The sequence below is a fragment of the Streptomyces sp. 147326 genome (assembly GCF_045000215.1).
Classification (GTDB): domain Bacteria; phylum Actinomycetota; class Actinomycetes; order Streptomycetales; family Streptomycetaceae; genus Streptomyces.
Genome location: NZ_CP134201.1, coordinates 4,285,003 through 4,297,581, shown reverse-complemented (window position 1 = coordinate 4,297,581; position 12,579 = coordinate 4,285,003). Strand labels below are relative to the sequence as shown.

Here is a 12,579-nt window from a genome sequence, read left to right as displayed (position 1 = left end):
ACGCTCATTCAAGTTACGATCGTTTGAAATTCGATAGACCAGAGAGGCGTACCGTGTCCCGCACGCTCCGCACCGCCCTGCTCCTCCTCCTGACCACCGCCCTCCTCGCGGCAGGCCTCGCCGGCCTCGTCCTCTGGCAGCACGACTACGGCCTGCGCGAGGAGCGCGTCACCGTCCCCGCCGCCGGCCACGACCTGCCCGGCGTGCTCGCGACCCCCGCCGGCAAGGGGCCCGGCCCCTTCCCGCTCGTCGTCCTCGTGCACGGCGACGGCGAGGTCGACGCCACCCACGACGGCTTCTACCGCCCCTACTGGGAGGCCTTCGCCCGGGCCGGATACGCCTCGCTCTCCCTCGACAAACCCGCCGACTGGCTCGGCCAGACCATGGACGACCGGGCTCGCGAGACCACCGACGCCCTCGCCTGGGCGGCCCGTACCCGGCCCGAGATCGACGCCGCCCGCATCGGCCTGTGGGGGGCCAGCCAGGCCGGATGGGTGCTGCCCAAGGTGGTCGCGCGGGCCCCGGAGCCCGGGGTGCGCTTCGTCATCGCGGTCGGCACCGCCGTGAACTGGGAGCGGCAGGGCGAGTACAACCTCCGCGCCGAACTCCGCGCGGCCGGTGCCGGCGCCGAGCGCACGGCGGCCGCCCTGCGCACCCGGGAGGAGACCCTGGCGCTGCTGCGGCGCGGAGCCGCGTACGAGGAGTACCGCGCGAGTCCGGGAGCCGACCGGGAACTCACGGCGGAGCGCTGGTCGTTCATCAGCCGCAACCACACCGCGGACGCGACCGCGGACCTGCGGGCGATGCGGGCCAGGGGAGCCGTCCCGGTGCTGCTGATCTCCGGCGCCGACGACCTGAACGTGGACGGGGCCGAGACCGAGGCCGCGTACCGGAGCCTGCTCGCGCCCGGCACGCTCACGGTCCGCCGCTATCCGGGGGCGTCCCACTCGCTGCTCCGGACCCCGCTCGAGCGCTCCTCCTGGCGGCTGAGCCTGACGGCCGTGTTCGCCCCGCGCGCCCTCTTCCCGCCCGGCCTCCTCGCCGACCAGGAGCGCTTCCTGCGGGAACTGCCGGGCGGCAGTTGGCGATGATGTGCCGGATGGCGCTTCGTGCAAGTGACGCTTGCAACGGAAGACGGCCCCCGCGAACGAACGCGAGGGCCGTCTTACGGCATTGCGGCACGTGCCGGAACGCGCCGTGACAGGGCCTACTTGTCGGAGTAGCTGAAGTCTCCGACGGTCCACGCGCTGACGTCCCTCACCGCGATCCGGTACATCCCGCCCGTCTCGGGGATGCCCAGGGTGCCCTGGAGGATGCGCGCCACGTGGAAGTGCAGGTGCGAGGGAGCCGCCGCGGTCTGTCTGTCACCGCGGCCGGCGGAACTGAAGATCTCGGCGAACGGGCCCAGCTGGTCGGAGTCCCGCAGGACCTCGGCCACCCGCTGACGCCAGACGCTCTCGGGGGCGAGCCGGCCCGTGATGACGGCACCGTGGACCACGACGGTCAGGGACATCTGATTGGTCTGCTCCGACTCGACCATGGCGGCGAGATCGAGGAGCAGGTCGTCAGGGATCGACATGGACAGCGACTCTAGCAAGCGCCGTCAGGCATCGGCCGGGCTTCCGAGGAGCGCCGAGGCCTCCTGGAGCGGGGTGAGCGCGGGCGCCGGTACGGGGACCGTGAGGTCGCGGCAGGTGAAGCCGAGGCGGGTCAGCGCCCGGGTCACCTCGGCCGCCGTGAAGTCGCGCCGGTCCTGCCGGGTGATGACCTCACCGACCTGCTTGACGGGGTAGGTGCGCCGGCTGATGATCACGGACGCTCCCGTGACGGGCTCGGCCTTGACGCCCTTCATCTTCTCCTCCACCTCGCTCTTCTCGAGGTCGAAGGGGTATCGGGCGATGACGAAGCGCATGATGCCTCACAGACGTGACGGAGCGGAGCGGAGCGGACGGGACGCGGGCGGTACGGGGCGGGACGGAGCCCGGGTCAGGCGGCCATGCCCATGGAGCGGCGCCGCTCCTGGGCGGGGCGGCTGCGCCGTCCGCGGGAGGAACGCGGGCTGCGCCCGGTCCGCTCCGCCTGCGGCGCGGTGATGGTGACCGGGATGCCGGAGGGGGCCTGGGCGCCGGTGATGCGGCTCAGTGCCTCCTCGCCGGAGCGGACCTGGGTGGTCTGCGGGACGATGCCCGCGGCCGCCATCAGACGGGTCATCTCGCGGCGCTGGTTCGGCGTGACCAGGGTGACGACGCTGCCGGACTCGCCGGCGCGGGCGGTACGGCCGCCGCGGTGCAGGTAGTCCTTGGGGTCCGTGGGCGGGTCCACGTTCACGACGAGGTCGAGGTTGTCGACGTGGATCCCGCGCGCCGCGACGTTGGTCGCCACCAGCACCGTCACGTGCCCGGTCTTGAACTGGGCCAGGGTCCGGGTGCGCTGGGGCTGCGACTTCCCGCCATGCAGGGCCGCGGCCCGTACGCCGCTGTTCAGCAGGTGGGTGGTGAGCTGGTCGACGGCGTGCTTGGTGTCCAGGAACATGATCACCCGGCCCTCGCGCGCCGCGATCTCGGTGGTCGTCGCGTGCTTGTCGGTGCCGTGCACGTGCAGCACGTGGTGCTCCATCGTGGTGACCGCGCCGGCCGAGGGGTCGACGGAGTGCACGACGGGGTCGGTCAGGTAGCGGCGCACCAGCCGGTCGACGTTGCGGTCGAGGGTGGCGGAGAAGAGCATCCGCTGGCCCTCGGGGCGCACCTGGTCGAGCAGGGCGGTGACCTGCGGCATGAAGCCCATGTCGGCCATCTGGTCGGCTTCGTCCAGGACGGTGATCGCGACCTGGTTCAGTCGGCAGTCGCCACGGTCGATGAGGTCCTTGAGCCGTCCGGGCGTCGCGACGACGACCTCGGCGCCGCCGCGCAGCGCGCTCGCCTGCCGCCCGATGGGCATGCCGCCCACGACGGTGGCCGTACGCAGCTTCATGGCGCGGGCGTAGGGGGCGAGGGCGTCCGTGACCTGCTGCGCCAGCTCGCGCGTCGGGACGAGGACCAGGGCCAGCGGCTGCCGGGCCTCGGCACGCTGTCCGGCCGTACGGGCCAGCAGCGCGAGGCCGAAGGCGAGGGTCTTGCCGGAGCCGGTGCGCCCGCGGCCCAGTACGTCACGGCCCGCGAGGGAGTTCGGCAGGGTGGCGGCCTGGATCGGGAACGGCACGCTCACGCCCTCGGAGCCGAGGGCGGCCAGCAGCTGCTCGGGCATGTCGAGGTCGGCGAAGGCCTCGACGGCGGGCAGCGCCGGAGTGATCGTCTCGGGGAGGGCGAATTCACCCTGGAGGGCCGCGGGGCGGCGGCTGCCGCCGCCGTAGCCGGAGCGGCCGGAGCCGCCGTATCCGGAGCCACCGGAGCGGCTGGGGGCGGAGGAGCCGAAACGGCTGCCGCGGCCGGAGCCGCCGGAGCCGCCGAAGCCTGCGGAGCCGCCCTTGCGGGGGGCGCGGGAGGAGCGGTCGTTCGTGCGAGTGGTGCGGTTCATGCAGAACCTTCCTCGATGCGGCGCGTATCGAGGAATTCCCGGGCAGGGGGATTCGCGAGAACGAGCCGAAGAAAAGACGGGACGGAGCCGTGCCACGCCGGAAAGGGCGGGCCGGTTCGTCGTGGAGAGGGTGCCGCGCCGTGCGTCGGAGAGCCGGGATACGGCCGACGGTGTGCGGGGCGGGGGTGGGGCGGTGCGTCGGGGGAGACACTTCCGCCCGGCCGGACATGAGGCGGGCGGGCGCCGAGCGCCGTCACCCGCCGCTCAGTGGGCCGTCGGGGACCGACAGGGCGTGAGCGGGTAAAAAGCAACGCGCCGAGGCCCGCACCCCAAGGTGCGGGCCTCAGCTGCGTGTACGCGTCAGCGTCAGGCGGGAACGATGTTCTCGGCCTGCGGGCCCTTCTGGCCCTGCGTGACGTCGAAGGTAACCTTCTGGCCTTCCTGAAGCTCACGGAAGCCAGAAGAGGCGATGTTCGAGTAGTGGGCGAAGACGTCAGCGCCGCCGCCCTCCTGCTCGATGAAGCCGAAGCCCTTTTCCGCGTTGAACCACTTCACGGTGCCAGATGCCATATGAATTCTCCTTTGGGGCAGTGCCCGGGACCGCACTGTGCGAGCCCGGCGTCGCCGCGATGATTGCCCCGACCGGAATGTGCAAATCTCACTGCATGCGCCGGAAATAAAAAGTGCGCCCACCGAAAATCAGGTGAGAGCACTTGTAAGTTTTTGGGAACCACAACTGCAACTGACATCACAGTAGCACGGGGGGTGCCATCAGGGGCGTACATTTTTTCCTGTAGCAGGTCTGTCGAAATTCTGCATCCGCGGGAACAGAAATTCACGCCTGAAAATCGTATAAACGCCTGTCTCCCTGGCCGGAGCCGCGCACGATGTGATGCAGGTCATGCGGAATGTTCGGCCGGTCGGCCCCCTCTTCCCTGCCGAGACCCCGCCGAGGAGGAGGAAGCCGTGAGGATCCCGTGGACCGGACCCGGCGAACCGTGACGGCGGCCGAGCTGGCCGCCCTCGTGCGCTCCGCCCAGCGCGGGGACCCGTTGGCCACCCAGGGGCTGCTGGACCTGCTGGCCCCCTACGTCGGGCGGCTGTGCGGCCCCATCGCCCTGCAGGACGGGCCGGACGCCACGCAGGAGGCGCTGATCGTGATCTTCCGCAGCATCGGCCAGCTCCGGGAGCCGGCCGCCCTGTTCGGGTGGGCGCGGGTGATCGCCGTACGGGAGGCGGTCCGCATCGCCCGGGCGGCGTCCCGGGTGGTCCCGGACCCGCTGGAGGACGTGCCCGCGCGCGACGATCCGCAGCTCGCCGCCGACGTGCGCGACGTACTGGAGCGGCTCTCCCCGGCCCACCGCGCCGTCCTGGTCCTGCGGGACCTGGAAGGGCTGGACGAGCGCTCCGTCAGCGCGCTCCTCGGCGTGCCCGAACCCACCGTGCGGACCCGGCTCTTCCGAGCCCGCCGCAACTTCCGGAAGGCGTGGGAACGTTGAAGGACTCCTGGCCGGTCGCCGAACTCGACGCCGTCCGGAGGCTGCGCGTCATCGCACGCAGCACACCGGGCACGGGTTTCGCGGAGCAGCTGATCGACGCTCCCTTCGAGCAGGTCTGGGCGCTCGCCTCCGACCTGGAGAACCAGCTGCCCGTCATGATCACCGACATCGGCTCCTTCACCGTGACCTCGGCGGCCGGCGAGCGCCTCGAGGCCCGGGCGCGCAGCCCGCTGGGCCTGCGGGCGCGCTTCGACGTCGTGCTGCGGCCGGGCTGGTGCCTCATGCAGAGCCGGTTCGTGGTGGGCGGCATGGCCGCGGTGGCGGAGGGGCACGGCACCCGGTTCGCCTTCTTCGGCGGGCTGCGCCTGCCGGGCATCCGGCCGGCCGGCCGCGTGCTGCACCCGCTGATGTCCTCGCTGGGCGCCAGGGCGCTGCAGCGGTTCACGGACCAGCTGGCGGCTCCGGGGGGCGGGTGAGACGTACGTACGCGAGAGCACGCGGCCGTGGCGGGTCCTACGTGCTGATGCGGAGCAGCGCGAGCGTGATGTTGTCGGGGCCGCCGGCGTCGATGGCGGCCCGCCACAGCTCGAAGGCGGCCCTGCCGTCGTCGTGCACCCGCAGCAGGTCCTCGATCTCCTCGTCGGGCACCGGGTCGGTGAGCCCGTCGCTGCACACCAGGTAGCGGTCGCCCTCGGTCAGCTCGAACGCGGCCATGTGGGGCACGATCGAGTGGTAGCCGCGGCTGCCGCCGAGGGTCTGGGTCACGGCCGACGTGGTGCGGTGCCCGGGGGCCGGCGGCGGACTGTCGTCCACGCTGACCTGGTGCAGGCCGTCCGGCGCCGCGCGGAACACCTTGCTGTCGCCGACGTTGAACACCACCAGCGACTCCGCCAGGACGAGGGCCCCGGCGATCGTGGTCCCCATGGAGGTCAGGTCCGGCCGGCCGTCGGTGGCCGAGTGCACGGCGTGGTTGCAGCGGCGCAGTGCGTCACCGAGGGCGCCCTCGCCGTCCAGTTCGGGCCCGAGCGAGGAGAGGTGGCGTACGACCAGCTCGCTGGCCACTTCGCCGGCCGGCTGGCCGCCGAGCCCGTCGGCGACGGCGACGACGAGCGGTCTGCCGAAGGGGAACAGCAGGGTCTGGGGGTTCTGGGTCACGGTCCCGCACAGCGTCCACGGGCCGACGACGAGGCTGTCCTCGTTGCGTTCGCGCACCAGCCCGACATGACTCAGGGCGGTCACAGCTATGTAGGGCACGTCGATGACCCGCCTCTCCGCAACGGCAACGGCAGACGTGTACCTCACCACCATTGTCGCGCCGTCCCGGCATGCGGGGCGCGTCCCGCCGGAGCACCCTGGTCCTGGAGCCGCCTGTTCGCCGACCGGCGGCCCGGTCAGGAAGGACTGGAGATGTTCGCGAGGCTGAGCACCTACCAGGGATCACCGGTCCCCGCGGGGGGAGACGTGACCGCGAGTTCGGAGGCGGTCGTCCGGCAGGTCAAGGACGTTCCCGGGTTCCGGGGCGTCTACTACCTCGTCGACCGGGCCACGGGGGAGGCCAAGTCGCTGACCTTGTGGGAGGACGAGCGGACCATGCGGGACAGCGAGGATCAGGCCGCCCGCATCCGCGAGGAGACGGCGCAGCGGGAGGGCCAGCGGATCGTCTCCGTCGAACACTTCGAGGTGGGCTTCAGCCACCTCCAGCCGTAGCGCGGACCGTTGAGGACCGGCTGCGGGGACCAGCTTCAAGCCACCAGGTACGAGGAGCGATGGCCATGGGCAAGCTCTCGATCGACCAGTTGCGCGAACGGGTTCGCGGGGCGGTCGTCACGCCCGACGACGCGGCTTACGACGAGGCACGCAAGGTCAACAACGCCATGATCGACCGGAGGCCGGCCGCCGTCGTGCGCTGCGCCAACGCGGGCGACGTCATGGCCACGGTCGACTTCGCCCGCGAGAACGAGCTCGACCTGGCGGTGCGCGGCGGCGGGCACAGCGTGCCCGGCTTCGGCACCTGCGACGACGGCGTGGTCGCCGACCTGTCCGGGATGCGCGGGGTCCGTGTGGACGCGGCGCGCCGGACGGCGCGCGCGGAGGGCGGCGCGACCTGGGGCGACTTCAACGCGGCGACGCACGCCTTCGGGCTGGCCACCACCGGCGGGATCATCTCGACCACCGGCATCGGCGGGCTCACCCTCGGCGGCGGCATCGGCTACCTGTGCCGCGGAATGGGCCTGAGCTGCGACAACCTGATCTCGGCCGATGTGGTGACCGCGGACGGCCAGCTGGTCGTGGCGAGCGAGGAGGAGAACGCCGACCTCTTCTGGGCGCTGCGCGGCGGCAGCGGCAACTTCGGCGCGGTGACCTCCTTCGAGTACCGGCTCGGCCCGGTCAAGGACATCTACGGCGGGCCGATGCTCTTCGAGCTGGAGGACGCCGCCACCGTCCTGCGTTCCTTCGCCGATCACATCGCCGACGCCCCGGAGGAGCTGGGCGGGTTCCCGGCCTTCCAGATCGCCCCGCCGCTCCCGTTCATCCCGGAGGACCGGCACGGCGAACCCTTCGCGCTGATCGTGGCGTGCTGGTCCGGTCCGCTCGACGAGGGGCCGCGCGCCCTGGAGGCCTTCCACGACTTCGCGCCGGTGGTCGCGGAGCACGTGGGCCCCATGCCGTACCCGGCGCTCAACAGTGCCTTCGACGCCCTCGTACCGCCCGGCCTCCAGTACTACTGGAAGGCCAACTTCGTGACCGAGCTGACCGACGAGGCGATCGCGGCGCACCTGCAGCACGCCCCGGGCCTGCCCGCCGTGAACTCGACGGTCCACATCTACCCGGTCAACGGCGCCTGCCACCGCGTCGCCCCGGACGCGACGGCCTACGCCTACCGCGACGCCTCGTTCGCCACCGTCATCGCCGGCATGTGGCCCGACCCCGCCGACAACGAGGCCAACATCGCCTGGGTCCGCGACTACTACGAGGCCACCGCCCCGCACTCGGAGGAGGGCGGCTACATCAACTTCATGGCCGACGACGACCAGGACCGCATCCGGGCCAACTACAAGGGCAACTACGACCGGCTGGCCCAGGTCAAGCGGACCTACGACCCGGGGAACCTGTTCCACCTGAACCAGAACATCAAGCCGTAGCGGCGGCACGACGGCGGCAGCGGCCGGGAGTCATGCGGATGCGGAATGTCATGGGATCTGCATATTTTGTCAGACGTACCAGAAGATCCCGTACATCCGGTTTGTCTGACTGAGGAAGGCCCCCATGAAGCGTTTCCCGGTGATCGGTGTGCTCTGCGTCAGCGCGGTTTTCGGTCTCTCCGCCTGCTCCGACGACCCCTCGCCCGAGGAGGAGGCCACCGAGGCCGCGGCCGACCTCTGCACCGATCTGACCGCGCTGAAGGCCGACAACGCCAAGCTGAAGGCCCTGAACCCCGCCACCGCGACCAAGGACCAGGTCAAGGAGGCCTACGACGCCGTCCAGGAGGACTGGAACGGGGTCAAGGAGAACCTGAGCAAGCTGAAGGAGGCGGAGCGGGAGGCGGTGAAGTCCGCCGCCGAGAACCTCAAGAAGGGCTACGAGGACCTGCCGGGCGACACGACCGGCAAGGACGCCCTCACCCAGCTGCAGCCGCAGATCCAGAAGCTGGACGAGACCACGGCGGCGGCCTCCACCGGTTCCCGCTGCTGACGGCGTGAACGAACCGGACCCCGGCCGGCCCCCCGGCCGGGGTCCCGCGCCGTACGTTCACGCGTCGCCGTCCGGAGCGCCGGGCCCCGAACCCCGCCGGCGGATCCCGATCTCGACCGCGCCGAAGAGCGCCTTCGCGATCACGCCCACCAGGAGCAGGTCGGCGACCATCTGCAGGGTGGTCAGCACGCGGCCGGTCTCCGTGACGGGCGCGATGTCCCCGAATCCCACGGTTGCGAACACCGTGACCGTGAAGTACAGGGCGTCCGTCCGGTTCAGCGACTCCGAGAACGTGCCCGGCACCTCCTTGGCGAGCAGGAAGTACGTCACGGAGAAGATCACCAGGAACAGCGGTACGGCGGTGGCCAGCGCCTCCATGGCGCGCAGCCGGGGGAACCGCGCACGGGCGACGGCGCTGACCTGCCTGATCACCAGCCAGCCGAAGAGGCCCAGGCCCAGCACGAGCGAGACGAGGGTGCGCAGAACGATCTCGCCGTCCAGGGGCGCCAGGTAGTACAGCGCCGTGATCAGGACGACCGAGGCCGCCGAGCGGAGCACGCAGCCCAGCAGGACGCGCCGGCGCTCCCGGGGTGTCGCGGTGGGGTCCACGGGGCTCGGGCGGTCCTGGGCGGCGGCGTCCCGGCGCTCCTCGCTCATGAGCACTCCTCGCGCGGCGTCCAGATGAGCGGGTACGCGGCGCTCCCCGTGCGCTCGGCCCATGCGAGCCGCTCCCGTACGACGGCCCGCCGGTCCTCGGGGCTCCGCTCCAGCAGCCGGCCGAGCAGGTCGCGCAGCCGGCGCAGGGCCATGGGGGAGCCCGCGGCGGCGACGGCGATGTCGTCGCAGGCCGTCCGGACGTACTGCTCCCAGTCGGGGACGGGCACCGTCACCCGCACCCGGCCCGCCCCGTCGGCGAACCGGCCGAAGTCCAGCTCCCGGTCGGCGAGCCGGGTGAGCAGGTCCTCCAGGCGGTCCATGCTCTCCACCGCCGTCGCCGGGTCGTGGACGGCGGGGGAGAGCGCGCGCAGCGCGATGTCGACCAGGAGCCTGAACGGCAGTTCGGGATCCTGGTCGAAGGTGCGTTCCACACCGGTGACCACGGCCTCGCGCAGGACCTCCTCGGGCAGTTCGGCGCCCGTCACCTCGGCCAGGGCCATGCCCCGCGAGACGGTCCGGCCGGGGGTGACGCGGAAGTCGATCGCGCAGTCGTGCCGCTGGGCCACCGCCACGAGGACGGGTACGTCGATCTGCTGGATCACGGTCGCCGGCCCGGACCAGCGCACGGTGGAGGTGGTGCCGTTCCCGGCCGGTCCGGTCCCCGGGGCCGGCGCCGCGGCGGTGCGGCCGGGAGCGTACGGCCGCACGTACAGGCCGTCGTACGACAGGTGCGCGCGGGCGGCGATCGCGGTGAGCGAGTGGGCGAGCTGGATCGAGTCGAACGCCTTCGTCTGCAGCGACCTCATCAGGGTGAGGGCGACCAGGGTGAGGACCATCGCCGCGCAGGGGAGGAGGGCCGAGACCTGGTCGCGGGCGCCGATGGCGAGGCCCGCGACGACGCAGAAGACGAAGACCCCGACGGCGAAGGCGAAGGCGCGCCACACGATCGGTTCGTCACGGAAGAACGCGAGGCGCGGGGTGAACGTGCTGGCGGAGAACTGCACGACCAGGAACAGCATCGAGTAGATGATGCTCACCAGGCTGATGACGCCGAACCCCACGGTGAAGAGCATGGTCGCGACGCGCGAGGCCTCGACCAGGGGTCCCACGTCGGCCATGGGGGCCACCAGCCCCAGCGCCAGACCGCCGAGCGCGCAGATCAGCTGGGTCACGTCCCGGCGCATCGCGCGCGTCGGCCGTTGGAACATGCGGCTCGCCCCCTCGCGGTCACGGTCACGTGTTGCGGGTTACGGGAGGGATGCAATCACGGGAGTGACGGGGCCGGGCGGCGAAATGCCGGATATGCGCTGTCGGTGTTTTCTCGTGGAAGGGTGGTCACCGACGTCGGCAACCATCCCCGTGAGGAGTGCACCGTGTCCGGTCCGGAGGCCACCGCGCGCCGGCTCCGCCTGCCCCCCTGGATGCGCAAGCACACACCGCTGCTGACCCGGCTCCTCGAACAGCTCGCCAGCGTCAAGGTCCTGGACTGCGCGTTCAGGCTGGCCGCGCAGGCCTTCCTCGGCGCGGTGCCGGCCCTCTTCGTCATCGGCGCCCTCGCACCGGACTGGCTCCAGCAGGAGCTGGTCTCGTCCATCCGCGCCACGCTCGGGCTCCAGAACGCCGCCCTGGACCAGGTGCGTCAGGTGTACTCCGCCACCGATTCCACCGCCACCGCGAGCACCGGCGCGGTGGGCGTCGTGGTGACACTGGTGTCGGCCACCGCCTGCAGCCGCGCCCTGCAGATGACGTGCGAGCGCTCCTGGCACCTGCCCAAGGCCAAGGCCCGGCTCGCGGCCTGGCGGTGGCTGGCCTGGCTCCTCGTCTGGCTGAGCGCACTGCTCTTCCAGGGGCCGGTCCAGAGCGCCTTCGGCGCCGGCCCGGTCGGCGGCTTCCTGCTCGCCGTGGTCAGCGGCACGCTGCTGTGGTGGTGGACCCAGCACCTGCTGCTCGGCGCCCGGATCCCGTGGCTGCCGCTGCTGCCCGGCGCGGTGCTGGCCGGGACGGGGGAGCAGCTGTTGTCCATGGTGTCGAGGATCTACATGCCGCACGCCGTGGAGCGCAGCATGCGGCAGTTCGGCAGCCTCGGGTCGGTCTTCGCCCTGATGTCCTGGCTGATCGTGCTGTTCATCGTCCTCACGCTCTCCATCGCCGTCGGGTACGTGGTGGCCTGTGAGCCCCTGCCGGCCCGCCGGCTCGGTACCCCGCTGCCGGACCGCGACGCCGGGGCCTCCGGAGGAGACGGGGTCACGGGGCGAGGGTGAACCCGCTGATCAGCGCGACGAATTCGTCCTCCTTCTCGAAGAACGCGACGTGTCCGGCGTCGATCTCGGCGTACGTGCTGTGCGCGATCGCGCGGTGCAGGGCGCGGCTGTTCTCCACCGGGACGGTGAGGTCCTGGGTGGCGCCGATGACGAGCGTCTCGGCCTGGATGCGCGGCAGCAGGCCGCGGATGTCGATGCGGGTGTCGAGGTCGACGTGGCGCAGGGTGCCGGGGGTGGCCGGCATGTTGGGGATCAGGAGTTCCACCTGCTCGCGGCCGATCGAGTTGAGGAAGCCGCGGCTGAAGCCCGTCATGGCGACGGAGCGGCCGAAGGCGGCCGGGTCGGAGACGCCGATCTGCTTCCACAGGGTGAAGAGGTTCCGCAGGTACTCGTCGCCCTCGGTGTGGGCCCATCCGGCGACCAGGATCAGGCGGCGGACGAGGTCGGGGCGGAGCGCCGCGACGGCGGCGGACACCGGCGCGCCCATGGAGAAACCGAGCAGGTCCACCGGGCCGGTGCCCGCGTCCTCGATGACGGCGATGACCTGCGCGGCCAGACCCTCCACGGTCAGCGGGGCCCCGTCGTCCGTGGTGCGGTCGGTGCCGGAGAGATCGGGGGTGATGACGGTGTGGCTGGCGGTGAAACGGGGCAGGGTCTGGCCCCAGTTCACTGCGGAGCCGCCCGAGCCGGTGCCGTGGACGAGGACGAGGGCGGGGCCGGAACCGGAACCGGAGCGCTCGTAGGAGACCTGGGCGCCGGCGACGCTCACGGTGGCGGCGACGGTGGTGGCGGTGGTGATGGTGATGGTGGACATGGCTTCTCCTTCTGACGCGGTGCGCAGCGGTGCGCTGCGGTGCGTTTCGGCGGGTGCCGGGGAGGTGTTCGCTCCGGCTCCGCCCACACTGCCGCCGCGCTGCCCGGGGCGGCAGAGCCCCGCTGAACCTGGGACCGGCGAT

The 12,579-nt window shown here is 71.9% G+C and carries 15 protein-coding genes; 7 read left to right on the top strand and 8 right to left on the bottom strand.

Annotation, left to right across the window (positions count from 1 at the left end; all coding sequences use genetic code 11):
• Positions 1 to 53: 53 nt before the first annotated feature.
• Positions 54 to 1,091 carry an alpha/beta hydrolase family protein gene (locus RIU97_RS19405; RefSeq protein WP_404958448.1) on the top strand — a complete coding sequence of 346 codons (1,038 nt, stop codon included), beginning with the start codon at positions 54 to 56 and terminating at the stop codon, positions 1,089 to 1,091.
• Between the two features lie 116 nt (positions 1,092 to 1,207).
• On the opposite strand, the gene RIU97_RS19400 is transcribed toward RIU97_RS19405, so the two are convergent.
• From RIU97_RS19400 to RIU97_RS19385, 4 genes are all read right to left on the bottom strand, one after another.
• Positions 1,208 to 1,579, bottom strand: coding sequence for a hypothetical protein (locus RIU97_RS19400; RefSeq protein ID WP_404958446.1), 372 nt, complete (start codon positions 1,577 to 1,579; stop codon positions 1,208 to 1,210).
• A gap of 24 nt (positions 1,580 to 1,603) precedes the next feature.
• A complete protein-coding gene (locus RIU97_RS19395) occupies positions 1,604 to 1,912 on the bottom strand; it encodes an SCO5918 family protein (protein WP_404958444.1) in 309 nt (102 codons plus the stop codon).
• 74 nt (positions 1,913 to 1,986) lie between these two features.
• Positions 1,987 to 3,513, bottom strand: a complete 1,527-nt coding sequence (locus RIU97_RS19390) for a DEAD/DEAH box helicase (protein WP_404958442.1) — start codon at positions 3,511 to 3,513, stop codon at positions 1,987 to 1,989.
• Positions 3,514 to 3,879: 366 nt separating this feature from the next.
• Positions 3,880 to 4,083, bottom strand: a complete 204-nt coding sequence (locus RIU97_RS19385) for a cold-shock protein (protein ID WP_030011983.1) — start codon at positions 4,081 to 4,083, stop codon at positions 3,880 to 3,882.
• A 407-nt stretch (positions 4,084 to 4,490) separates the two neighbouring features.
• Here RIU97_RS19385 and RIU97_RS19380 point away from each other — a divergent pair, with 407 nt between their 5' ends.
• Together RIU97_RS19380 and RIU97_RS19375 are read left to right on the top strand one after the other, a co-directional pair.
• A complete protein-coding gene (locus RIU97_RS19380) occupies positions 4,491 to 5,012 on the top strand; it encodes an RNA polymerase sigma factor (protein ID WP_404958439.1) in 522 nt (173 codons plus the stop codon).
• Positions 5,000 to 5,488: a hypothetical protein gene (locus tag RIU97_RS19375; RefSeq protein ID WP_404958437.1), complete on the top strand. Its 489-nt coding sequence runs from the start codon at positions 5,000 to 5,002 to the stop codon at positions 5,486 to 5,488. The genes RIU97_RS19380 and RIU97_RS19375 overlap by 13 nt, the downstream gene beginning before the upstream one ends.
• 37 nt (positions 5,489 to 5,525) lie before the next feature.
• On the opposite strand, the gene RIU97_RS19370 is transcribed toward RIU97_RS19375, so the two are convergent.
• Complete coding sequence (locus tag RIU97_RS19370) at positions 5,526 to 6,266, bottom strand: PP2C family protein-serine/threonine phosphatase (RefSeq protein ID WP_404958435.1); 741 nt, start codon at positions 6,264 to 6,266, stop codon at positions 5,526 to 5,528.
• A 207-nt stretch (positions 6,267 to 6,473) separates the two neighbouring features.
• On the opposite strand from RIU97_RS19370, the gene RIU97_RS19365 reads away from it, so the two are divergent.
• The 3 genes from RIU97_RS19365 (at position 6,474) to RIU97_RS19355 (ending at position 8,705) form a co-directional block, all read left to right on the top strand.
• Positions 6,474 to 6,719: a hypothetical protein gene (locus tag RIU97_RS19365; protein WP_404958433.1), complete on the top strand. Its 246-nt coding sequence runs from the start codon at positions 6,474 to 6,476 to the stop codon at positions 6,717 to 6,719.
• Between the two features lie 65 nt (positions 6,720 to 6,784).
• A complete protein-coding gene (locus RIU97_RS19360) occupies positions 6,785 to 8,155 on the top strand; it encodes an FAD-binding oxidoreductase (RefSeq protein WP_404958431.1) in 1,371 nt (456 codons plus the stop codon).
• A gap of 124 nt (positions 8,156 to 8,279) precedes the next feature.
• A complete protein-coding gene (locus RIU97_RS19355) occupies positions 8,280 to 8,705 on the top strand; it encodes a hypothetical protein (RefSeq protein WP_404958429.1) in 426 nt (141 codons plus the stop codon).
• 57 nt (positions 8,706 to 8,762) lie between these two features.
• On the opposite strand, the gene RIU97_RS19350 is transcribed toward RIU97_RS19355, so the two are convergent.
• Both RIU97_RS19350 and RIU97_RS19345 read right to left on the bottom strand, forming a co-directional pair.
• Positions 8,763 to 9,362, bottom strand: coding sequence for a potassium channel family protein (locus RIU97_RS19350; protein WP_404958427.1), 600 nt, complete (start codon positions 9,360 to 9,362; stop codon positions 8,763 to 8,765).
• Positions 9,359 to 10,570 carry a DUF2254 family protein gene (locus RIU97_RS19345; RefSeq protein WP_404958425.1) on the bottom strand — a complete coding sequence of 404 codons (1,212 nt, stop codon included), beginning with the start codon at positions 10,568 to 10,570 and terminating at the stop codon, positions 9,359 to 9,361. Before RIU97_RS19345 ends, RIU97_RS19350 begins: the two co-directional genes overlap by 4 nt.
• 165 nt (positions 10,571 to 10,735) lie before the next feature.
• Here RIU97_RS19345 and RIU97_RS19340 point away from each other — a divergent pair, with 165 nt between their 5' ends.
• Positions 10,736 to 11,623, top strand: coding sequence for a YhjD/YihY/BrkB family envelope integrity protein (locus RIU97_RS19340; protein ID WP_404958423.1), 888 nt, complete (start codon positions 10,736 to 10,738; stop codon positions 11,621 to 11,623).
• On the opposite strand, the gene RIU97_RS19335 is transcribed toward RIU97_RS19340, so the two are convergent.
• The gene (locus tag RIU97_RS19335) at positions 11,607 to 12,437 is read right to left on the bottom strand and encodes an alpha/beta fold hydrolase (RefSeq protein ID WP_404958421.1); all 831 of its coding nucleotides are present in this window, start codon (positions 12,435 to 12,437) and stop codon (positions 11,607 to 11,609) included. The two genes, RIU97_RS19340 and RIU97_RS19335, sit on opposite strands and share 17 nt — an antisense overlap.
• Positions 12,438 to 12,579: the final 142 nt, after the last annotated feature.